This window comes from Clostridium sp. 1001283B150210_160208_E6 (assembly GCF_015669365.1).
In the GTDB taxonomy this organism is placed as follows: Bacteria; Bacillota; Clostridia; order Clostridiales; family Clostridiaceae; genus Clostridium; species Clostridium paraputrificum.
The window spans coordinates 348,362-373,715 of record NZ_JADPAA010000001.1; the positions used below are offsets into that span (position 1 = coordinate 348,362).

The following is a 25,354-nucleotide window of genomic DNA, read 5'->3' on the forward strand; positions in this document are numbered from 1 at the left end:
TATCTTTCGTAGTTAACTTTATAAATTATTTATTTCTTCTATAGCTTCATTTAAATCAGATTTTATATTAAATATACCCATGCTTATTCTTACTGTACCATTTAATGCCTCTCCACCAAGGAATTCTCCTATTAAAGGAGCACAGTGATGACCTGTTCTTACACTAATATCATATTCATCACTTAATATTTTCCCAACTTCGTCTGATATATAACCTGCTACATTAAAGGCTAATACCCCTATGTGTTTATTTCTATCTTCTGGTATATATAATTCTATTTCATCATTTTGTAGTAACTCATCTACTAAATAATCTGTTAATTCTTTCTTATGTTTATATATATTTTCTATCCCTTGCTCATTAATCCACTTAATGCCTGCATTTAAACCAGCAATTGCATAAAGATTATAACTACCAGCCTCATACCTACCTGGTATTGATTCAGGCATGTCCAATTTAGTAGACTCTGAGCCAGTCCCCCCAGTTATAACTTCATCTAGTTTAATCTTATCTCCAACTTGTATAAATCCACCAACACCAAAAGGACCATATAATGATTTATGCCCTGCAAAGATAATAAAATCTGTTTCACTCAAGTCATTTTTTAAACTTGTCTTAACAACCCCTAATGATTGAGCACAATCCACAATATTTATAGGATTATATTTTTTAGCAAGCTCATGACATTCTTGTATCGGTAAAATATATCCAGTTACATTACTTACTTGAGACATAATAATGATATCTGGTTTTTCTTTTGCATACATTACCTTAAGTCTATCGCTATCCATTTCAAAAGTTGTATTATCAAACGGAATAATATTTATTTTAAAATCATACTTTCTATTTAAATAGTGTAGTGTTCTCATTATTGCATTATGTTCAAAGGGTGTTACATAAACATTATGAATATCATTCCAATTTAGACCTCTTAAAACTTGATTTATTGCTATTGTAGCTGAGGGTGTAAAAATAACATTATCTAGTGCGGAGCCATCTACTAACTCTATTAATAATTTTCTTGTTTCATCTATTAAGTTTGCTGCTTCACATGCTAATTTGTATGAACCACGTCCTGCATTTACACAACCATTTCTTAAGCAATCATCCATAGCCTTGTATACTACTTCTGGTTTTGGAAAAGTTGTTGCAGCATTATCTAGATAAATCATACTATTCTTCCTTTCTTAAGGATGGTTTTTCCCTATCTTAATTAAATATACTTTGATATTAGTTCCATTAAAATATTTCTTTTTTCATTATCATCAATTGAGCCTGCATACTCGTCTAATGACTCTTCAATTGTATTTTTCAGTGTTTTTCCTAAAGAAGAAATTTCTATCTTATCAAAACTTTTCTCTACAACTGACTCTTCATTTGCAAGTACTATTTTTATACTTCCTAATGTTTCATTACTATCAACTAAAGCCTCATAGTTTTCAACTTTATCTTTAGATTTTATTAGTTCCGCCAAATATTCATTTATAGTATCATCTTTCCAGTCCTCTATAGCTAGACCTGTAAAAATAAGTGCTAATCCTTTTACGGCTTCACTATCATTGTTTTTTATCTTTTCTATGAACTTAATAAAATCATTAGTTGTTGTATCAAATAAATGAGTCTTTTGATATTCATTAAGACTTAAATACCATCTCGATAGGTTTCCAGTCAAACTTCCTTTATATTCACTATTGATAACTTCGTTTGTTTTTTCTATTAAATTCTTAATAACTTCGTTATCAAATTCATCTAAGTACCCCTTAATTTCCATAAATCTATCTAATACTTCATTGTAATTATCTTTTTCAAATATCTTAGATAAATCTTTAAAAATAAATTGTCTATAATTAATATCAAATTTTACTAAGCTACTTCTAAATTTCTTTATATCATTAGCTATATCTTTTTTATTTAAAATATCTACATTATGATTTTGTGCATAAATACTTAAAGAATGTAACCAGCTCCTCATTCCTTCTAATATGTCTACATATCTATTCTTAGATACTTTAGGCATATAATCTTTAAGAATACCTATTAATCCATTTAAGTAATTTTCCTTCTCTTCTGTTCCCTTTTCAACTTTTATTAGATATTCCTTAGGGTTATTATTTATATTTTCAATTAAATTTGTATCTAAAATAAGCTCTTTTTTCTTTCTACCATGTTTTAAATAAATTATTGCTTCTTCCTTATAATCTTTTAAAACAAAAGCTAAATAAATTGGTATTACACCTTTTCTCATACCTATGCCATAATTATCTGATACTAAGTCATTGTATAATAATTCAAAACTAACCTCTTTTTCATTTGATGATACTATAAAATCACGTATCTTTTTTATAACAAATTTGATATCTTTTTCATAAGATCTTTCTCCATTTAATAAGCCAATATTTTTTACGGTAGCTCTAAATATCGAACACTCTGGTGAGTTTTTACTATAATCGAATTGCTTATACGTTTCATCTAGTATTGTTGAAATAATAATATTCCTTGCTTTTCTTATAGGCCCAGTAATTTCATTTTTATTAATCAGCTCATTATTTATTATTGGAGATTTTTCATAATGCTTTTTACATATTTCAGATAACTTCTTTGAAATAATATTGAGCTTAACTTTGCAATATTTCTCATCATCTATAAGTACAGTACATAAATCGCTAGATATATCATAATTTCTCTTAACATATTCAACTATTTTTTCTATTATATCTTCATATAAAATCTGAATTTGGCTTTCAATTGCTTTATCTTGATTTAAAAAATCTTTATCATCCCTAAGATAGCTTATTGCCTTATATTCTGATATATCGCTCTTTATTTGATTAACTTCATTTGGAATTACTATAATAACTCTACTATCATTAATTTTTTCAACCCAAGCTTCAATCTTATTTATTTCATCTCTACTAAAGTACACAAAATCAATAACTATACCATCAGTTGAATATTCCTCCAGCAACTGTTCCGAACTACTATAAGCAAGTATTTCTTCCATGCTCATAAATACTCTTTTAAAATATCTAGTCATTTTATATTCATCATTGTATCTTTTAGGAAGCATATATTTTAAGGAAACTAACTCTGTTAAAGCTTTAGTATAATTAGTTTCTTTAAACTTAGCCTCTATAACATTTGTAATTTTTTCATTTATATCTACAGTTGAAAATGGCATAAAGTCAAGTGTTTCACTACTTTTTCTAAATACTAAAATATTTAAATTGATAAGATTATTAATTGCTTCTTCAAATACTTTATTATCAATAAGTAATGCCTTTTTTATAACATCTTCTTTTGGTGGTAATTGGTTAAAATCATTTAAAATACAAATAATTCCTAATGTCTTTATAATTTTTTTGTCTAATTCTGAATATACTATTTTTAAAGCCGTATCAACTTTTACCCATATTTCATATATGTTCTCATTAAATGTTTCCTTTTTAAATAATGGTTCAAAATAATCATACAGTTGATCGATTGTTACAACTTCACATTTTTCTTGCTCACTATTTACTAGATTAATTAAAGATTTTGGCTCATCTTTACTCAGGTAAGTAAATAATGTTCTTTCATTCTGTGCTACTTTTTCACTTATTATAGGTAATGCATATGTAGTATACGGACTTAGTGGGAAGCATCCCTTAACAATCTTTTCATAATATTCTTCATCTTTAATATCAAATAATACTTGCGCATATCTAAAATGTTTTTCTAATTTTGAGTCACTATTCTTTACTATTTCATTTATTATCCCCATATCCTTAGTAGTAGCATTAGATATCAACTCATAATTTTGTTGACTTGTAGTATTAAATAATATTTCTCTGAACCTACCTTCAATAGCTCTCCATGCATCTATTTTTTCTTGAGGTATTCTACTTATGTACTCATTAATTGTTTTATGTGTAATACATACTAGATGCATTTGTGGAGATTTTGACCTGCTACATAGCTCTGCAAAATCTTGTAATATTTTTACATCCATTGCATTATTCATACTTGAGCTAGCTTCTATAAATTTACTAAATTCATCAAAGACAATAATAATGCCGTCATAATTATATTGGTCCTTTAAAATATGATTTGTTTCTTCATACAATTTAACAACATCTGTATTAATCATAGGGTTAAATTCAATTCCAGATGTAATTTCCTTAAATGCTTTTTTGAAGAAATCATATGCTTTAGTATTAAAAGTATGTAACTTTTCTTTAAAATCATGGATTTCTTCTCCTAATTCATCTTTTACTAAGCTCTTAAACTTATTTATAGTATCTTCATACTTTTCCCACTTCTCAATAACTTGTATTGCCGAACCAAAATATGTATTAGGTAAAATATCATCAATTCCTTTGCTTTTTAACGCTTGATTAATTCCTATTAAAAAAGATTGACTTAAGTCTCCTGAATTAAAATTCAATACAACAGGCAAATACCTTTTATCTTCTAATACACTTTCTGCTATATTAGCACACTCTTTATCTATTTTTTCTATTCTTCCTATAAGCTCTCCTATTTCTTTATCATCTTTTCCGCCACACATAATTCCTAATAGAATAAGTAGCAAATGACTCTTACCTTTCCCGTATGGTCCTATTAGTACTGTAGATTTATCTCTATTATCAATTAGACAATTCAAGAGATACTCTTTCAATAAACTTATGGAGGTAGTAGTAGGTATATAGCTTTTTATTTTTAAAGTATTCATCAAATCATACTGTATATTTATTGAATACTGGAATCCTTCATTACCTTTTATAAATTCTGAATATTTCATGTTTACTTCTCTCCTACAATTGTGAATAATATTTTTTCAAAATATCTGTAGCTTTTTCTGTTGGATATATAGTATTTAATCCTGCCGTTCTAGTTACATAAATATATTTTTCTTCCTCTAAAAGATCAATATAGTAATTAATTAAACTTTTATTAAGATTAAAAACTTTACCTACATTGTTACTATCTTCTAGTAAGTTATTAATAGTTGTAGATTTCCCATCATTCAAGTTTTCCAATAATACATATAAAACTACTAATTTATCTAATTTTTTTCTGCTAGGTGCTGTTTTTACAATAATATCTTCTTTACCCTTAACTGATATTTTTTTTATTAGTCCTAAATCTGTAAATGGACATATCATATTATCTTCTGGATTTTTTAATTCACCTTTATCTGCATAGTATGTTTTTATAATACAATTACAATCATCATTTAATAATTTATCAGACACACTTAGTTCCGGATTAATATTCAATATTAATTGTTTAAGTGTTTCCTCCATATGCGTCTTCGTTATTTCTGTAGATTTAAACTCATTAAAATACAAATACCAGCTTGTTGCTAATTCTCTATTTGTAACCAGTTTATAATGCAATAAATATAGACTACTTAAATCCTCAAAATATGGATCATGTTCATATATTAATTTTCCAAATCCGTTAGTTAAACTTTGTTTTCTTTTCCCCTTTTCTCCTCGCTCCTCTTTTGTTAGTCCTAATGCTTGAAGCCAATATCTTATTGCTTTTACCATACCTGTTCCAACACCTATTGTGTCTACTGATTCCTGTAAATCTGATAATATATAACTATTTTCATTAATTGCATTAATCCCTTTTCTAAGCCACCCTTCTCGAATATGAAAAGTTTCATGACCTCTTAATTTTATATTTGTATTATTCACTATCTGTCACCTCTTTTAGTTATAAGAACCTTTCTCATGTAACAGCCTCCATCAAAATGATTAATACATTCACCGCATCTTACACATCTATCATCTAAAATTCTATATGTATCGTTAACTTTATTTTGTATAATTTCATTTTCATGTGCTGGTTTCTTTACTATTATTGCATTATGCTTGCATGCACTTTCGCATCCTAAGCACCCTAAACATAATTGATATTTAGTCAACTGACAATCAATACGTTGCCTAATATCTCTTAAACTTCTTGCTTTACCTAATGGAACTTTTAAAGCAGTTACTTTAAGCTCTTTACTTCCTATCTTTCCCTGCAACCTAATGATTGGATTGCCAACCTTATCTACTACATAAACCTCTCCCAATCTTGAATTTCCCATTTCTTTATTAATCCATCCAAATGGTTTGAAAAATTCATATAATTCCTCAGAAATAGGTTTATTTAATTGATAATTGAAGCTCTCATTTTCATTCGCGCAAGGTTTAAATGATACAAAAACATTTTCACTATAATCCACACCATTACCACCTTGCCTCGCCTTCCACTTCCCATCATCTATATAAACTTCAGGATCAGGTTTTCCTATTTTTACGGCAAACTTTATTAATTGATTTCTCCATGCTTTAGCTTGTTCTGGCATATATATTTGTGCTAAATATTGTGCCCATGAAGTATTATTAGGACAACACCAACATCCAACTCTTGTATATCCTAGCCTATATGCATAATTGAAGTCTATTCCAGTTGTAACCAAATATAACCATACATCAAAATCATACCAATCTATTATTGGGGAAGAAACATTCTGTTTAGCGATTTTAGGGCTATCAGACACCCTATCATACTTATTCCTACTAGCAGATTCACTTCTTCTTATCCCATAGAATGTTAATATCTTTTTCTTATCCTTAAATGTTGTATTTATTCTCTTAGTAATAGCCCCCGTTTTAAATACCGTACAACACCATCTCATTACTCTACTAGGAGGTCCAACAACTTCACACATATCATAAAAGTTTTTTTCTTTATTCCTCGCTGATAAAAATGGTGTTTTTTTATGAGCCTTTCTAAATCTATCTGCATACTCTTCTGTCATTGGAAATTCAAGAGTAGTATCACCAAAAATATGTATAATACTTGGCATACCTAATGCCCTAATAACTAAATCACTTACGACAGTACTGTCTTTTCCACCTGAAAATGATACAAAAGTTTCATCATCTTTATATGTTTTTTTTTGGCTAATTATAAAATTAGTCGCTTCTGTAACCAAAAAATTATACCTGTCTTGATTGACCTCTATAAATTTTCTTATGTATTTATCAAATATCTCGTAGTTATTTTCACTACTATATTCCTTTAACTTGCTTATCACCTCATCTGGATCCATTTTCATTAAATCCTTTTGAGAATATCTTAACTTTGTACCATCGACAATATATCTATTTCCAGATGTATTCCAAACAGATGCCTCTTTAAACTTAAATGGCTCATTAATTAATATTTCTAATAGCAATCTTTCTTCAGGAAATACAGGTCTTAAATCTGTCCCAATTAACTTTCCTTTAGAATTACATACTGGACACTTACTTTCATACATTGGTACATTACATTCTTTACACCAATATAATTGGGATTTTATTTGAGTTCTTTCACCACAAATAGAGCATTCACTGCTCTCCATTTCAACCTTACAATTATTACAGTAATACTTAATCATCTCTATATCTCCACACTTAATGTCATATAATATATTTTGTTGGTATCTTTTGTGAATTTTGCAATAACTTTATTATTGTTGTAATCTCCTTTACAAACAGAATTGCAAATACACTCTTGTACTCCTAACTTCAATTCGCTTTCCATTTTTAATTTGCTTCTATTAAAGTTATTCTCGAAATAAATCTTTCCCTCATAACCTCTACCCTTAAATATTATTTTTATATCAATGACATCACCTTTGCTATACTTCTCTATTTCAAAAAATCTTCTGATTCCAATAGGAATTACCGACTCTCCATATACGTAAAAAGATTTATCAACCCTTTTCGTAGCTTGTACATTTTCATCTATTATCCATGAAAAAAAATGTTCTTTATCCATTAAATTCATATCATCCTCTCTCCGTATATAATTATATACTAACGGCCTTAAATATTTTGTCGAATATTGTGCGTAATCGAATCATTTTGTAATTACATTTTAACAATTATACCATTTGAATATAAATATAGTATATTTTCACCAAATACCATTTCTATACATTTTATATATCCATCTCTTATGCTCCTACGAAAGTCTTTAGAGGAGTCTCCTTAGCTATACCATCATAAAATGGTGATAAAAATTTGTGTGGGACATTATATGTTAAGTTTTTTATCATTTTGTTTAATTCTTTATCATCAGAATTATAAATAAACTTTATTAATTCACCTTTATTAATGTTTGGTTTCAAATTATAGGTATCAGAAATATAATTAACAACCTTTCCTAGGTTATCCCATGCTCCAAAGTATAGTCTGAATTTTGATATAGGATACCATGCATAGGCAATCATTCTAGTTATTAATTTTCTAAATTCTATTTCCACATTACCTTCTTGAACTTCATCTAATATTGCTAGTAGCCAATACATTTTATAACTGGCAACAACTCTATCATCCTTTAAAACTCTAGAGAAAGTTATGTAATCTACTTCTCTGCTATAGGGAACCTCTACCCCCATTGCTATTTCTTTTTCTGCTATATTTCTCACAAATTCTTTATTCATATCTCACTTAACCTTTAACACTTTATTCATATCTTTAAAATTCTATATGCAGTTCCATATTCCTCCTAAATATCTTATCATTTTCCAAATTATTTCATACAAAACAAAAAGGAAGTTAGTTTCCTAACTTCCTAAACTTAAATCTTTGTTATTATATCTAATATAAATACTTTCTTTATTGAATGATATATTAATGATTATATTTACTTTTGGTTAACAATCCTGCTCCAACTAAACCTGCATCATCACCTATTTGAGCTAATCTTATATCAACATTTACTCCATCATAAACCAGCTTTTTAGTTTCTTCAATAATTCCATATAAATATTCAGGGTTATTTATTATAACTGACCCACCAAGCACAATTACATCTGGATCCACTGTTACAATTATATTGGACATTGCTTTAGCAACATTTACTTGCCATTCCTTTAATACATTACCACAAATTTTGTTTCCTTCTTTCGCTCTCTGGAATACTTCCTTTGTAGTAACATCTTCTCCTAATCTTTCACTAGCTATTCTAGCAATATTTACTCCACTACATTGCCCCTCAACTCCACCATAATTCATATTTGAATGCTTATATTTATCATCATTTATAATCATATTACCTATTTCTGATGCAACACTGTTTGCTCCACCTATAATTTCTCCTTTATAGATAAAGCCACCTCCTACACCTGTTGAAAGTGTAATATAATAAACACATTCTTTGCCTTTTCCAGCTCCAACTAAAGCTTCACTTAATGCTGCCACATTAGCATCATTATTTACTTCAACTGGCAAATTAAAGGCTCTCTCTAAATAGGATTTAATATTAAAATATTCCCAAGATGAAAGGTTTGGAGTAACTAAAATAACTCCTCTTTTAATATCTAATGGACCAGGGCATCCAAGGCCTATGGATCTTATTTTTTTATTTCCCCATCTTTCCTTAATGCCTAAAACTAGCTTATCTATATTATATTCAGGCCCCTTAATAACCTCATTATCTACCTTAAACTTTTCAATAATTTTTCCATCTTCATCTATAAGAGCTGCTCTTAAGTTTGTTCCACCTATATCAATACCTAAATAATAACTCATAACTTCCTCCTGCACATAATTTTATAAAAATAAATTATATTTATACCTTGTCTTAAACTTAGACTATTAATTAAATTCTGATGTAATTTAATCTTTCCAAAAACTCACACATAAAATATTAGTTTAACTTAATTTCTTATTATACTCATAGAATAACCAATATCAAATTTCTGGTTCTTATCTAAAGTTATCATATATGGCTTGTCCTTGAAAGCTTCTCCATCTGTAGTCATGGCAGGTAATCCATGCCAAGGTTCTAAACAAATATAAGGAGCCTTCTTTTTTGGAAAAGTCCATAATGCTAACACTGGAAATTTATCAAAACAAAATCTAATTCCCTGATTTTTTTTCTTATGTTTAAGAGAAATCAAGTGTGATTCTATTTTATCAAATATGATTGCTCCCTTATCAAAGTCCTCGTATTTCAGTGGCAATATATTAGTATTTTCTAAATAATGTATAGCTGACCCTTTATCAAATGCTTCATCATTAGGAGGATTAAAGGCTTCTCCCCTAATTTTTCTATCAAATATAATAGAATAGTCTTCAAAACTTTCATTCTCTTTTAAAGGCACTCTAAATCCCACATGACCTCCAATGCAAAAGTGAATTGGCTTATTATCTATGTTATTTACACAATATGAGGTTTTAAATCCATCTTCTATTAACTCATGCTTAATATATAGCTCAAATTCATAAGGATACACTTTAGAAATTTCCTCATTACTTTTAAGTAAAAATACTATATAGTTGCTTCCTTTATCAGCCACTGTAAAATCACTATTTCGAGCAAATCCATGCTTATTCATTGTGAAACTTTTTCCTTCTATATTAGTTACATTGTTTCTTAAAGTCCCTATAATAGGGAAAAGATGAGGAGAACGACCTATCCAGTACTTTTTGTCACCACCCCACAAATAATCTAATCCATCTCCATCTTTGTAAGATATTAGTTCACCCCCAAATGAATCTGCTATGGCAGTAAATTCATTTAGTTTTAACGTATATAACATAAACATTTCCCTCCTAGGAATCGAAAAATATTCTTTTTAAGGTTGAAAACCAAAGTTTGCCATGTTCTTCTAACCCTTTTTTCGTAAAATGAGCACTATTGGTTATACGATTATCCCCATGAAGCTCATCTGTATTAGGTCCTAATATAATATAATATCAGTACCATTACAACAATTTTTTTGAGCCTGTAGTATAACTTTTTCATTATTAGTCTGTGCCTTTGGGTGATAAGCAGCATTTGCTATTACCCATGGAATATTCATTTCAGAATCTCTACGGCTTCTATAAATCAAATCTTTTAATAATAGTTCATATTCTTCACCTGTTGTTTCAAAAGCAGCATCCGTTTCTCCTTGATGCCAAAGGACAGCTCTTGCTCCAGTTTCTTTTATAGTATTAAGTGCGTTAAGAATCCTCTCATACTTAATTGTTCCTTTACCAAATTCAGCTATCCCAGCACCTCCCCATCCTGTTGCTAAGAAACCTATTGGAGTATCTAATTCCTTAGCTAAAAGAGAACCCAAAGTAGGCCAAATAGAGCCTCCTACTCCCATATCCACCTCAGGTCCAATATCACAAGGTTACGGATCCTCACAATTAACCCACCTATTAATTTGTGGGTTCCAAGATAAAACTCTAGGATCACTACTTTTTGTTAAGGTATCTCCAAAGTTAATAGAATTTGATTGACCACTTGTAATGAAAACTTCACCCACACCAATCTTTTCGATTCTATCCTCTTCAACTATATTCTTATCCTTATCAATCGCCTTCATTTTAATTGAATACCATCCACTTGGTAATTCTAAGGTTCCACTCCCTCTACCGTAGTATAATTCTAAGGGTATCCAAGGGCTTTCAATCTTTACTCCAACTGCTTTTACCCCAATTGAAGCTACAGGTCTTGTATAAATAACCTCTATTGGTATTATAGCTTTATTTTCACTATTTCTTTGATAAACTGAAGGGCTTAATGGTTTAGTAATAATTGTACAACGAGGCTTCATTTTAATATTCCTCCTTAAAAAAGACCATATTAGGAAGTTACTTAAATCTTCTTAATATGATCTTTTCATTTAAATTTATTTATCCTTTAAATTTACAGGCTTTTTTCTGCCAAGAAAAAGTATTACAAATCCTGCAAACATACTTAATACATAAGGTAGTGTTGATACTGTATCACCTGTTTTTGGTGTATCTACAATTTCATTTGATTCATCATCAGGATCTATTGGTTTTACGTCAGGGTCTGTTGGCTTTTCGTCAGGATCTGTTGGCTTCTCATCCATCTTAACTGAAGTATGAGCAATCCTTGAACTAGGTTTTGATCCTCCTCCAGTATTAGCTCCTGCAGTGTAATACATGTGTAAGGTATTATCTTCCTCATAAAACCAAGCATCTGCTGCTCTATTTAAATCAGGCTCTTCTACAACTGAATCATATAATGTACCAATTCTCTTTGTTGTTTTGAAATCATCACTTACAGATTCAATCTCTATATCTCCTTTTGAATTATGGAATACAATATATTTTTTGTCATCCCATATCATCAACCTTGGTGATGCAATATTACCTTTATCCTTATCTATTGGTGTGATTAATGCATCTTCATTTACTTTCCAATCTAATCCATCATTAGAAGTTGCATAGTTAACTTGTCTCTTGCCACCCTTGTTTCCAGTTATCAACATTGTATATTTATTTCCAGTATTAGCTATTTCATTTTCATAAACGCTTACTTGATAAGCTTGACTACTCTTTCCATTAAAATCACTTAAATCTATAACTTTCTTTTCAAATTTAAAGTTGATACCATCTTTAGAAGTAGCCAACATTACTGATTTCCTATCATGACTATAGTACATATTAAGCTCATTAGTCACCTTATTCCATATTGGAGCTGGACCTGTTACATCTCCATTTGAATCTCCACTTAAAGCTCTAGTTATAATTGGTTCTCCATTATTATATGGAGTCCATGGTCCATCAGGGCTTGGAGCTGTAGCTAGAGCAATTCCTCCTCTTTGACTTGCATAGCTAAAATACATGTAATATTTATCAATAGGTTCTTCAAAATATTCTTCTGCTTTAATTACTGAAGGAAGCTCAATATTTGTTCCTGTTCTTCCTGTTAAGTCATCACTATCTAAAATTATTTCTCCAGTTTCAAATTCAGGTAAATCTACATCCTCAAAAATTTCTATAGTTAATACATCACTAGTTACGCTTTTATTATTATAAGTTGCAGTAACAGATAATTGTACTGTTCCTGGAGCCAAAGCAATTAAATTACCATTTTCATACTTTAGTAAATTTTCATTACTACTATTAAATTTAAGCTCTACATTTTTTAAGTCTGAAATACTATTATCCTTTAATAATACTTCAACTTGTGGTTTTACATTTTCACCAGCTACTAAACTTGGCTTATTGATTTTTAAAGAAACATATTTAATTTCTTTTTTCTCTTCATCACTTAATTCTTTTGCATGAATTATATTGGCATGAAGGCGCTTGCCTCCCTCATAAAACATGTGCCAAACACCATTATCATCCTTCATAAATACAGGTGCACCAGATCTTGTATAATCTGGGAAATCATCAGCTGAATCATACATTACTCCCCAATGAATTTCTTTATCTAGACTCTCTCCAACTTCAACTGAATATATATTACCTGTACTTCCATGGCATATTACGTAATATCTACCTTCCCATTCCATAAAATATGCCCCAGATACATTATTAGCATAATTCATATTTGGATCACTGTCTGGAGATACTAATGGTTCCTTTACAGCAGTCCATTTTATTCCATCCTTTGAATGAGCATAATAGATTTTTCTCATATTCGCTTTGTTATTTACCATAATTGTCATGATATACTTATTATCTAAGCCAGGAATTTCGTGTTCTACCACACGTGCATAGCTTGCTTCTGTCAATCCTGTACCTGTTGGTGAAAAATCATTAGCTCTTACTGCTTCCCCACCATATGTCCAATTTACTAAATCATCTGATGTAGCATATCTTGTTACTGTATTTTCTCCGTGAAAGTACATAAAGTATTTATTATAAGTAGAGTTCCACATTACATCTGGAGATGAAACATGGCTTACATTATAATAGTAGTTTCCATTTTCATCTTTCCAACTCTTAGAAACTATAGGATTGCTTTCATATTCAATCCATGGACCATCTAAAGTTGGAGCTGTAGCTAAACATATTCCTGCTGGAGCATCATGTGGAGCATAGAACATATAGTAACGATCTATTGGATTTTTTATTGGATGAACTTTTGTATCTACAATTGATGGAAAGTTAAATTCTTCTGTTGGGTTATACTTATAATCCTCCATTTTTATAATCTCATCTACTGAATAAAACTTTGGAAAAACTGGTGCTTGCAAGTTTTCAGATATTATATATAAATCAGAATTTCTTGATATACCATCAACTTTAACTTGTACATAGTATTTTCCTTTTGAAAGGGAAGCTGGCAAAGTTAAATCCACCTCACCTTTATTATTCATAATAGTTCCTGTGTTTCTTATTCCATTAACTGGTGCATTATTTGAATCTACAAGTATAGTTTCAAAAACTGTACCATCATTAATTAAATTAGTTTTAATTGATGTCTTTATAGTCTCTTCATTTCCCTCTTTATGACTGTAAGAAGAAAGCAATATCTCTGATATTTCCTTACGTTCTTCAGGTTTAATAAGGCCTGTCCCTGCTTTTACTGATTTAATATCTATGTTACAAAGATTACCTACATCTGCTCCTAGTCTTATTAAATCTCCATCTTTCATTTTTTTAGCAGATACATTCTCAAATACTTTATTATTATCAATGTATAAAGTAAAATTTCTATTTCCAGTAGTTTTATCTCGTTCTCCAACTAGAAATGTATATTCATGCCACATAGAAGTATCTATATTAACTGTAAGGTTATCTCCATTTCCATTAATTGCAGTAACCTTACCTGTATTTTTATCTCCGTAGGTTAAAAATATCTTTGCGATTCTTCCATTCTCATTATTATCAATACCCTTAGACCTTACTGATATTTCACTTCCAATGCCAGTTACATTAGCTGGAACTCTTGCTTCTACCTTAACTGTAAAAGCACCATTGTCAGGCAAATCTAGTTTTGTAGGCGAGGCAAGCCATAAGTATTTTCCTTTTTCATCCTCAGCTAAGGTTGATTTAGAAATATTTGCATACCCCTCTTCTTGATTGAACTCTACTTTACCATCACCTGCACCAATAGTTCTCCAATCGCCTAAATTTGACATATTCTTATTAATTATATTCCATACATCCTGTTGTCCAATGTTATAAGCGTAAGCATGTGTAAAATTAAAAAATATCATTATAACAAGGGAAAGTATACTTGCTCTTTTTAAAATACTTTTCTTCATATTTCTCTCCTTTACCTTTAGACTTTTTCAATATTCTTTACAAATCTTTATTCGTATTATTAACATTAGTAAAAACCTTATATAATCTTAACCTCTATATACAAAAACTTTTGTATACCTCAGCTAATTCATCTAAATATGTTTCTTTTATCTCTCCCATCTTTATAAGATACTTATAATCATAAAAGTTAGGAAGATAATCTAGCTTTAGTAAGTTTTTAGTAAAACTATGAGCTGCTATTTCACTGCATCTACTAATATTAGCCTTGCGCTTTAAACCTATAAACTTCATTGTAACAACAGAATCTAATTCTTCTGAAACTATCCTATCATTTGATAACTCAAGATAATGAAAGAATTCATGACATAGGTGAATCTTTAAAGATAAATCTTCTGATATACCACTAATATCAGCTAATTCTTTTATAGAATCTTTGTAAATTATGACTTTGCTTTTTTTGCCTTTTCCCCACTCAAATTGTGCTCTAAATTTAACTTTATAAAAATTTCCACTATTTTGTGAGTATTCAATATCTATTCCATTATCCTTATATAATTCGAAGATATCCTTGCCTTTATATTTATCAGCTACCTCATGTCCAATTTCTAAACTTCTTAATATATAATCCTTCACTCTACTCTTTTCTATCTTATGAAAAAGTAAATCCTCAGATATTTCACCAAAGGCAAGCACTTGGTCTAAATTCTCAATCCTTGTCATGATATTCCCTCATTTCAAAATTATTTATATGCTACAGCAATAATCTCATCATTATCCCCTAGGAATTCTGTTTCTAAATCAGTAATTGATAGTAGTTGTTCTAAATTTTGCATACCTGTTAAGTCAAGCATCTTTTCCTTATAGAATAGAAATACTTTAGGTATAGTTGCATTTGCATCAGAGAATGTAGTATTTTCATCAACAAACTCAAGAAAGTTACTATGGATTTGAGACTTAGGAAATTTTATATAATAAACTTTTTCCTTTTTAAACCTTACTACACCTTCACGATCTATTACACAACAGCTACTTCTTTTCTTTTTTATCAATCCAAATAGCTTACTTTCAGAAACCTTTGATTCAATTAAATGCCATCTTCCTGTACTAAAAATAGGAGACACATTATTTAAGTCACTACCTAGGGCATCAGAAGCAATTTCTAATAATTCTTCTTGGTTAAGTGACTTTGCATTTAAGTCCTTATTTCTAAATTCAGTGGCACCAGTTGCTACTGCACGTACAATATTCTTTTGATTATCAATTTCTATGTTGACATCTACTGTTTCTTCGTTAGCACCAGATTTAACAATCTTTTCAATTACATCTGCACGTATACGCTTAATATCTTCCTCTGTGGGATTAGCTATAGTACGTTCTATTTGCTCTCTTACCATTGCAAGAGCAACGCCTATAGTTGAGATATATGGTGCATTTTTTGCTAGCTTCCATTTGAAATCAAAATGTTCAGCTAATGCATTTACTATAACTGCACCACTTCCCCCTCCACCTACAAGTGTTATAAACTTTCTATCTAGCTCATATTCTTGAATTAACTCTTCAATTACTACAGCTAGTTTATTCATTGCAATGTTCATTACTTCCTTGGCAGCTTCTTCTATACTTAAGCCTACATATTCTGCTAAAGCCCCCCAAGCTAGTCTTGCACTATCAATATTACCTCTTGCATAATCTCCTTCTGGAACATAATTTAAAATATTAGCAGCTCCTGCTAGGGTTAAGGAATAATCCTTTCCAGTTCCACTTTCAACTACTGCATATTCCTTAGGATCTTCTTCTCTAGGAGAAATAAATTTGATTTTAGGTGATGTAAACTTATTTTCATCTGTAAAACATTCATATTCTATCCCTGCAATATGAGCACTTCTTGGTCCAACATCCACTATTTTCTTATCTTTAACACGTATCATACTACCACCAGCAACTGCTAATGTTCTAACATCTAAGGATCTTAAGTAAGTTTTATGTCCTCCAACTTGGGCATATTTAATCATTACCTTACCATTCTTTATTATAGATATATCAACACTTGTTCCACCTACCTCAAAGAATATTCCATCTGAAACCTTTTCATACATAAGTGCACCAGCAACTCCAGCAGCAAGTCCAGATAACATTGTTAAAATAGGTCTTTTTCTAACTTCGTTTATGCTCATTACACCGCCATCACAACGCATAATCATCAAGTTTGTTTTTATATTAGTATCTATTACAGCCTGTTCTGTCATATTTGCAGTTTGCATCATTCTAGGTATTAAACTTGCATTTACAACTGCTGTTCTTGTACGCATTTTTAATCCATATAACTCAGAAATTTCATGTCCACCTGTTGCAAATAATCCTTTTTCATTTGCTATTTCAATTACTTTCTGCTCATTTTCAGGATTATCTACACTATAAGCTTCTGAGGCAACAATTACATCGCATTTATCCTTCATTAGATTATTAATTGCTTCATTTATTGAATTATCATTAACATCTTTTGAATCAATAAATATATGTTCTGATCTTAAATATTTACCTTGAGCTAATTCAATATTTTCTAAGTTTGTTTCCTTCTTGGCACTTCTTGCATCAAAACCTGTTCCCATACCAACAATACCAACACTTGCTACATCACCTTCTAACAAAGCATTTGTTGCTTGTGTTGTTCCATGTGCTATGAATACAACATCATCAGGAGAAATATTATTCTCTTCTAATATTGCTTTTATTATTTTTACAACTCCTATAGCTACTCCTTCTTCATGGGTAGTTGGAATTTTCATTTTTGCTATTAATTCATATGTTTCATTATCTATTGCTACAGCATCTGTGAATGTTCCACCAACATCTATGCCAATTCTAACTTTACTCATAATTATTCCTCCTAATTTTATCTTGTACTATAATAGTTTATCTAAGGCTCCCACCTCTTTTGGTGGAAGCCTATATAAAATATAATTCTAATAAATTATAAATGCTGCTGCTATTAATCCAACTATTGTTGATACAAAAATCCAACCAATTGTTTTCTTAATTATTTCATTTACATCTTGTTTTACGAAATCTGCAACCCATACATTATGAGAATTAGTAGGATCACATACTGCTTGTACATTGGAATCTAAACGTAAAGCTACCATAGCAGCTATAGGATTCATTCCTCCAGCAGCAAGTAAAGCTATAATTCCACTTCCTAGTCCCCATACATTTAAAGGTCCACGATAAATTGCAAGTGGTGATAATAAACCAAATACTAAAACATACATAATTGGATTTGATGGTATTAATAGATTAATAGCAGGTTGAAGAATTGCTGCAACTTCTGGTGCCATTACTGAATTTAATAACATACCAATACCAATCATTAATGCTGCTGCACCTGCAACATCTTGAATACCTTCTACAAATGCACTTGATGCTACATGTATAGGATTTTTAGGAGTAGATAATGCCATTGCAATTATGATACCTATTAAAACAGCTGGCACTAATTGTAACTTAAAGGCAAATACTAATACTACTGGAATCACTGGACTAATTAATGCAATAGTTCTAACATTTTTTTCTGTTCCTACTGATTGTCCTCTTGTAGGCATTGCCCAAGCTTTTCTTGTTTTTCCTTGATATTTAACAAAATATACTATCATAAGAACTGACACAATTATTAATGGTATACCACATAACCATGAATACTTTGTAACTGTTTCAAGGGATAACCCTAAAACATCAATATAAACTCCTAATGTACCAACTGAGAATGTTACTCCGATTCCATTTGCAAGTAGTAAAACTATTCCACTGACTAATGGACTTAATCCTGCTGATATCATAATTGGTATAATAATAGTACCAACTAGAATTACCATACCAAGACCATTAGATGCTGCAAATATTACTGAAGATACTGCTAAGAAAGCCAATGCTATTGGTAATGGTTTATCTCCTGCAAGTTCAGCAGCTTTCTTTATAATTGTGTTTGTAATTCCAACTTTACTTAAAACTTTACCAAACCAAGATCCAAATATAAGACCAGCAATTGCTGTACCCATCCTCATAGATCCTGCTTCTAATACATTTTTTGCTATTGTGAACTTTTCTGGATCTTCTGAAAGAAACGGTATACCAGCTATAAAAGCTATTGCTATTGCCATAATTGGTAATGCTAAAATTGTTGGTATCTTTCTTCCTACCATCAAACCTACTAAACCTGCGAATACCGCTAGAATTAAAATTAATTGAATTGTATTATCCATAACTAATCCCTCCTATATTTCAATATAACTTCCTTGTTTAATTAATAAAGATTGTAATTTCTTAATATCTATATTTCTAGTATCACCACTTTTAACTGCTAATGCTGCAGCTACTCCAGCTGCTTGTCCTAATGCTGTCAATGTTGGAGTTGTTCTAATTGCTGCTTGAGCTTCAAAAGTTGCTGATACACATCTTCCTGTAACTAATAAATTCTTAAATTCATTAACCACCATAATATCATATGGAATGCTGTAATAATCATCAAAGGATTTGGCATGAATACTCATAGTTCCCTCTCCTTTAGGATTATGAATATCAATTGGATAGGCTGAATGAGCAATTACATTTTCAAATCTTCTCTTATCCAAAATATCCTCTGCAGTTAATGTATACCTACCACATATTTGTCTACTTCCTCTTACTCCAACCGAAGGCCCTGTTAATACAACTTTTGCATTTTTAAAACCTGGTATTTTTTTCACTAGAAACCTGTATAATTCCTCACATTGCTTACGTCCGATTGTTTCAGCCTCTGAAAGACTTTTTGCATCTACTCCACTATGTTCAATAATTCTTGTTGTATTAAGAATAAATTCACCCGGTACAGATGTTTCAAAAAATAGAATGTCCTCCCTAGGTATTGATAATTCACCTTTTCTTTTTGCTTCCTTAAATTCTTCATCAAAACCTACAAAGGATAATCTTTCAGCCTTATCTAATAATGTTATATCCTTATTTAATCTAGGCAATTTCTCTGCATGTGCTCTTCCATAGGCTCTTAATTCTTCACTATCTACATTGTATAACTTCATATTCATTGTCATTGGTTGCATTGCACCATCTGACTCTCTACCTAATATACATGGCACCTTAGAAAAATTAGCAATATCTGCGTCGCCTGTTGCATCAATAAATACTTTTCCTTTATATGATGTTAATCCATCCTTATTGCAAATATAAAGGGATTTTAATTCATCACCTTCAAATTCAACATCAGTAATAAAGGAATGATATAAAACCTCACATCCAGCTTCACTTACCATCTCATCTAATGTTATTTTCATCCCTTCATTGCTAAAAGGAGTCAAATAACTGATATAGTTTGTAGTATCACGAATATGACCTGGGGAATATCCCTTAGATTTTAAATTTTGCACAATTTCTTCGCCAATTCCTAAGATGACTTGTTTTTCTCCTGCATGAAAGGTCATCATTGGCCCTACTCCACATGCAGTTAAAGCACCGCCTAAATAGCCGTTCTTTTCAACAATCAAAACCTTCGCACCATTTCTGGCAGCTGAGATAGCTGAAACTGTACCTGAAATACCTCCTCCAGCTACAATTAAATCATACACCTTACTATTAGTTTTAATATTTACCATTAAGCATTCCTCCATATGAATTTATCTAGACAAAGTTAATTCTGGAATTTAAGCATAATTTTTTAATTTTTGTTAACGTTAACATTTAATCAAATTTTACCATATTGTTCAAAGCCCGTCAATGATTTTGAATATTTTTTTCAAAACCTTTCATAACTTTTGAAAATATATCACATTTTTATCCATTTTATCTATTAAAAATCAATTTCCTTGATGTAATGCGAAAATTTTTTTCAATATATATATATATTATTGATATTTGCATATATTGTTTATATTTAAAAACTTTGATATTATATATGTAGAAGATTATAGGTAAATATAGGAGGCATAACATGGCATCAGTTGTTATTTCTAAAATAATATCACTACAATCCAGCTTCACAGTAAGCGAAAACGAAATTAGTCAATTTGTAATTAATAATCCAGATTTTGTAATAACAAATACAATAACTAATTTAGCAAAAAAGATAGGTACTTCAGAGGCTAGTATTAATCGTTTTTGTAAAAAGGTTGGTTATAAAGGCTTTAATAACTTTAAAATAGCATTAGCTCAAAATAGTTATTATAGCAATATGGAAAAGGAGAATTCTTCAAATGCAGACTCTAGCATTATTGAATCTATGTCTCTTGATTATACGCAACTTATAAAAAACACTTCTGCTATGTTAAGCGAGGAATCATTAAATAATAGTGTAGAATTAATAAAAAAGGCTGAAACAATTCATGTAATTTCATTAATAAATACCTCCTTTATTGCAAATGAATTAGCCTTTAAACTATCCTTAATAGGACTAAAAGTAAAAACTCATATAGACAAATTAGATATTCATTTATGTACTTCTAATCTTTCCTCTAAGGACTTATTAATTGTAATTGTTCCAACATTACTTTGTAATGATATTTATCCAGCTTTAATTACGGCTAGGGATCGTGAGGCTAAAATAATCTCAATAACAAGTACTGACTCACCTAAGTTTAATGACATAGTTGATGTTAAGTTAATTACTCCTGATAAGATTATAGCCAATAACTCACTTGCATTATCTAATAGCTTGATGTTATTATTCACAATTGATTTGATTTATGGATTATTATTAAGGGATGATAAGACTCTAAGACAACGTAAGTTAAATAGTGATACCATTATCAACACTCACCAATCAATTGATAGATATTTAATTGACTTTTAATTCTTCAAAAGAACACCTACTTTCAAAAATTAGTGTATATTAATTCTTGGATATAAATAAAAAGGAAGTTAGTTTCCTAACTTCCTAATCTAAACTATATTTATTTACCCCTTATTTTTAATCCCTTTTTCTACGACACTTTACATAAATCAGAAGCAACACCCCAGAAACTGCAAATAACATAACATAAAATCCACCCCTCATTTTATCCCCTGTCTCTGCAATTTCATAGCTATCACCATCACTATCCAACTCATTGGTAATTGTAATCTGATTTTGATTTCTTTCACTTGTCATACGATAATTATCTGGAACCTTAATCTCCTCTACATTCCAAACTACATCTTTTGATAAATCACTCCAAGTATATGACCAGTTATTAAGATTATTTAACACCACTGTTTCCTTCAGCTGTCCATTTCCATATAAGCCTACTTCAATATAATCTGGACGCATTTTGTCTTTGTTATTATTATCTTTCCATATCTTTATAACAGATAATTCATCCATGTCCTCAGGGTATACAACTTCATTTTTTGGATATGTTGTAACTTGATAATTTACATTTCCATCTTTATCTACAAAGGGAACCTGCACATAAAATGGTACAGAAGTTACTGTATATTCATCATAATTCACTTGGCTTTGCATAACTAAATAAATACCATCACTTATATTTGAAAATACAGCATTTCCATTCTTATCTGTTATAGTGGTAGCTAAAGGCTTAATAGAATGCTCTCTAATAAAACTCTCACAAAGACGAGCACTCTCTTCTAAGGCATCAGAGGAAACTAATTTATCAATGTCTAATTCAAAATCTTTAAATGCATCTTTCATGACAATTTCACTTCTTGAATTATCAGTAAAATCTGCAACTTTATAAAGCTTAACATTAATATTTTCTAGTAGCTTTCCTTCATAAGTCTTATCTATAATTGTAATTGAACCATTCTTGGCAGCTTGAACTGGCAATGCAAATATAGTAAGGAACATAAATGCAGCAACTATTAACTTTATATATATACTATTTTGTTTCTTCATTTTATTAGTTTTCCTCCTTTTTGCTTTCTTTTTTCTTCTTCTTTAAGATGATGAATCCAGCAATGCCAATAACAACAAATCCAATGACAAGGATCATCCATAACCAGTCATTTTTATGTTTTTGATATGAAAATGTATATTCCTCAGATGAAAAATCAAAATTAGGATCATATTCTCCACGGACAAGTAATCTATGAGTATTAATGCCATATGGTGTACATGTTATCAATGTTATATATGTTTTTCCCTCTTCAATCATTAAATCACTAGTTTCTTCTGGCAAAACTACCTTCCTTTGATTTATTCTATAGGCAAAAACCTGATCCATAGTATGAATAAAAAAAACATCTCCATCTTTTAGCTCTTCTATTCCAGTAAATAATTCTTGAGAAGGTAATCCAGTGTGTGCAGAAAGCAAAGCATGTGAGCTTTCACCTGCAACAGGCAAGGATGAATTTTTAATCAATCCAACACCCTTCTTTAACACTGCATCACTTGTTCCATAGTAAATTGGAAGGTAAATATCCACACTAGGAATCTCAATATATCCAATCATTGCCCCTTCTTGTACCATGAAGAAATCCTTGAAATCACTCATGGATTTTTTAGAAATATTTTTTCCACTAAAGGGGTCTGCAGGGAATGCACCAGGTAATGAATTGTTATAATCATAAGCATTTTTCATTATTTTATCAATTTCCTCTTTATTATATTTTTCTACCTTGGTGTTATAATCACCTATTGTAGATATAGAAAATTGATTGTTAATAAAATTGGCCAAGCTTGGATAAGCCATTAAGCCTATCCCAAGAACCATAATCAAAATAATAAATCCCATGATTAAACGTCTTTTCATACTAGCACACTCCCATAAAAACTACCATATAAGCCGATGATTCCTCATCGGCTCTTATACATATTTACAATTTTATTCTATGCTTTTTTACTTTTCTTTGAGTAAACTATTAACATTACACCTGCCAATACAATTAGTGAAGCTCCACCAACCATAAAGATTGTTGTACCCATTCCACCAGTTTCTGGTAAGTTAATACCTTTGTAGTTATATACATCAAATGAAATTGTTCCATTTTCTACTGCTACATTATCAATTATTTCAACCTTACCATCTTTAAGCTCTACTGTACAATTTGCTTTGTTGTTTGGGTCAGCAGTAATTTTAATAGTAATTTCCCCATCTAATAAGGCATATTCACTGTTAGGTGCTTCTATTTCAGTAATTGTGTAAGTACCTTCCCCTAAACCTTGGAATGATGCCTTACCATCTTCACCAGTTGTTACAGTTCCAACTACATTACCTACATTATCTCTTATTTCAAATTTAGCACCAGCTAATACAGTTGTTTTATTACTACCATCTAGCTTAAGTAAATCAAGGCCATAAGTATAAGTTTCTGTTTCATCTGTAATAATACCACCTGTGGTATTTCCATCTGGAGATGTAGAGTATTCCAACTCAGCTTCATTAGTATTTGGATCATGAACTAAAGCATTTTCATTAATTTTAGCTGTATAAGTAATTGTAACAGGTTGTCCAACTAATGCAGCTGCTTTTAATGCATCATAATTAAAATCAAATGTAGTTGTAGTAGTACCATCTTGATTCACTATAATGTCAAATGTCTTAAAATATGAAGTATATTCTTCCTTCACTGCACCATCTACTATAACAGCAGTATTTCCAATCATAACATTAATTGAAGCTTCATTTAATGTTAAACCTTTTGACATTTTATCAGTTATAGTATAAATGATATCTGTATAATTAGATGGATAAGTAGGTATAGTAGATGTTATTTTATAGTTCTTTTCAGTACCAATTTGTGCTACATTATCATTTCCATCTTCAACTACCTTATCAATTGTAAATTCAGAGTCCTTAGGGAAAATACTTACATCTTCACCTTTAGTGATATTAATTAGCATTGCCTGTGAAGGCACACGACCTGAATTTCCATTAGAAGTAATTGTTGTATGATCTTCTAACACCAAGTAATATCCTTGATTTAACACTAATTTTTCATTACCTTTTAATACTGTAGGAGCTATACTCTTTGCTAAAATAAAATTAGCAAGTGCTTTTGTAAGATCTTGCATTTCTGGACTTTGTTTATAATCTTCTGTGCTATCAGTTCCAAGCAATTTGTCAGAAGATACAACTAGTACTCCATTTTTCAAAATCCCCTTATCACTTTCAAATGTATATTCACTATCTCCATTAAAGAAACTTGTAAAACTAGAATTTACTGAAAAAATAGGAATCTCTTTATCTCCTATTACTTCTGTTTCAGAATTTAAAACTTTGTATAGATTATAAGTAGCTCCTTCTCTATTAATCTGTAAAGAGCCCTTTTCAACTGTACCTGCAAATGTTAATGTTGGTGAAACTATGTTTAACATCATAGCCACAGCTACTACTAGTACACTTACCTTTTTTAATAATTTCATTTTATT

Annotated in this window: 19 protein-coding genes; 1 reads left to right on the forward strand and 18 read right to left on the reverse strand. The window is 30.2% G+C overall.

Annotation, left to right across the window (positions count from 1 at the left end; genetic code table 11):
• Positions 1-18: 18 nt before the first annotated feature.
• From I4V16_RS01815 to I4V16_RS01885, 15 genes are all read right to left on the reverse strand, one after another.
• Entirely contained in the window at positions 19-1,173 is a 1,155-nt protein-coding gene (locus I4V16_RS01815; protein WP_195966420.1) for an aminotransferase class V-fold PLP-dependent enzyme, read from the reverse strand.
• A gap of 41 nt (positions 1,174-1,214) precedes the next feature.
• Positions 1,215-4,781, reverse strand: a complete 3,567-nt coding sequence (locus tag I4V16_RS01820) for a hypothetical protein (protein WP_195966422.1) — start codon at positions 4,779-4,781, stop codon at positions 1,215-1,217.
• 13 nt (positions 4,782-4,794) lie between these two features.
• Complete coding sequence (locus I4V16_RS01825; protein WP_195966424.1) at positions 4,795-5,685, reverse strand: DUF4007 family protein; 891 nt, start codon at positions 5,683-5,685, stop codon at positions 4,795-4,797.
• Entirely contained in the window at positions 5,685-7,424 is a 1,740-nt protein-coding gene (locus I4V16_RS01830) for a phosphoadenosine phosphosulfate reductase family protein (protein ID WP_195966426.1), read from the reverse strand. Before I4V16_RS01830 ends, I4V16_RS01825 begins: the two co-directional genes overlap by 1 nt.
• Before the next feature lie 2 nt (positions 7,425-7,426).
• Positions 7,427-7,816 (reverse strand): hypothetical protein, encoded by a 390-nt coding sequence (locus I4V16_RS01835; RefSeq protein WP_195966428.1) that lies wholly within the window; start codon positions 7,814-7,816, stop codon positions 7,427-7,429.
• Between the two features lie 169 nt (positions 7,817-7,985).
• Positions 7,986-8,474 (reverse strand): hypothetical protein, encoded by a 489-nt coding sequence (locus I4V16_RS01840; RefSeq protein WP_195966430.1) that lies wholly within the window; start codon positions 8,472-8,474, stop codon positions 7,986-7,988.
• Positions 8,475-8,664: 190 nt separating this feature from the next.
• Entirely contained in the window at positions 8,665-9,564 is a 900-nt protein-coding gene (locus I4V16_RS01845) for an ROK family protein (protein ID WP_195966432.1), read from the reverse strand.
• Between the two features lie 128 nt (positions 9,565-9,692).
• On the reverse strand, positions 9,693-10,577 hold the full coding sequence (locus I4V16_RS01850; protein ID WP_195966434.1) for an aldose 1-epimerase family protein: 885 nt from the start codon (positions 10,575-10,577) through the stop codon (positions 9,693-9,695).
• Positions 10,578-10,718: 141 nt separating this feature from the next.
• Positions 10,719-11,132, reverse strand: coding sequence for a sialate O-acetylesterase (locus tag I4V16_RS01855; RefSeq protein WP_195966436.1), 414 nt, complete (start codon positions 11,130-11,132; stop codon positions 10,719-10,721).
• Between the two features lie 27 nt (positions 11,133-11,159).
• The gene (locus I4V16_RS01860; RefSeq protein ID WP_195966438.1) at positions 11,160-11,585 is read right to left on the reverse strand and encodes a hypothetical protein; all 426 of its coding nucleotides are present in this window, start codon (positions 11,583-11,585) and stop codon (positions 11,160-11,162) included.
• A 75-nt stretch (positions 11,586-11,660) separates the two neighbouring features.
• Positions 11,661-15,002, reverse strand: a complete 3,342-nt coding sequence (locus I4V16_RS01865; RefSeq protein ID WP_195966440.1) for a hypothetical protein — start codon at positions 15,000-15,002, stop codon at positions 11,661-11,663.
• 94 nt (positions 15,003-15,096) lie between these two features.
• Positions 15,097-15,723, reverse strand: coding sequence for a hypothetical protein (locus I4V16_RS01870; protein WP_195966442.1), 627 nt, complete (start codon positions 15,721-15,723; stop codon positions 15,097-15,099).
• A gap of 20 nt (positions 15,724-15,743) precedes the next feature.
• Positions 15,744-17,879 carry a hydantoinase/oxoprolinase family protein gene (locus I4V16_RS01875; protein ID WP_207745400.1) on the reverse strand — a complete coding sequence of 712 codons (2,136 nt, stop codon included), beginning with the start codon at positions 17,877-17,879 and terminating at the stop codon, positions 15,744-15,746.
• An 87-nt stretch (positions 17,880-17,966) separates the two neighbouring features.
• Entirely contained in the window at positions 17,967-19,259 is a 1,293-nt protein-coding gene (locus I4V16_RS01880; RefSeq protein WP_195966444.1) for a citrate transporter, read from the reverse strand.
• 12 nt (positions 19,260-19,271) lie between these two features.
• Positions 19,272-20,642 carry an FAD-dependent oxidoreductase gene (locus tag I4V16_RS01885; protein ID WP_195966446.1) on the reverse strand — a complete coding sequence of 457 codons (1,371 nt, stop codon included), beginning with the start codon at positions 20,640-20,642 and terminating at the stop codon, positions 19,272-19,274.
• 335 nt (positions 20,643-20,977) lie between these two features.
• Between I4V16_RS01885 and I4V16_RS01890 the strand changes: the two genes are divergently transcribed.
• Positions 20,978-21,835, forward strand: coding sequence for a MurR/RpiR family transcriptional regulator (locus I4V16_RS01890; protein ID WP_195966448.1), 858 nt, complete (start codon positions 20,978-20,980; stop codon positions 21,833-21,835).
• Between the two features lie 117 nt (positions 21,836-21,952).
• Here I4V16_RS01890 and I4V16_RS01895 read toward each other — a convergent pair whose 3' ends face one another.
• The 3 genes from I4V16_RS01895 to I4V16_RS01905 all read right to left on the reverse strand — a co-directional run bounded on the left by I4V16_RS01895 (position 21,953) and on the right by I4V16_RS01905 (position 25,348).
• Positions 21,953-22,879: a Cna B-type domain-containing protein gene (locus I4V16_RS01895; protein ID WP_195966450.1), complete on the reverse strand. Its 927-nt coding sequence runs from the start codon at positions 22,877-22,879 to the stop codon at positions 21,953-21,955.
• 4 nt (positions 22,880-22,883) lie between these two features.
• Positions 22,884-23,735 (reverse strand): class C sortase, encoded by an 852-nt coding sequence (locus tag I4V16_RS01900; RefSeq protein ID WP_195966452.1) that lies wholly within the window; start codon positions 23,733-23,735, stop codon positions 22,884-22,886.
• A gap of 77 nt (positions 23,736-23,812) precedes the next feature.
• Positions 23,813-25,348 (reverse strand): SpaH/EbpB family LPXTG-anchored major pilin, encoded by a 1,536-nt coding sequence (locus I4V16_RS01905; protein WP_195966453.1) that lies wholly within the window; start codon positions 25,346-25,348, stop codon positions 23,813-23,815.
• Between the last annotated feature and the right edge of the window lie 6 nt (positions 25,349-25,354).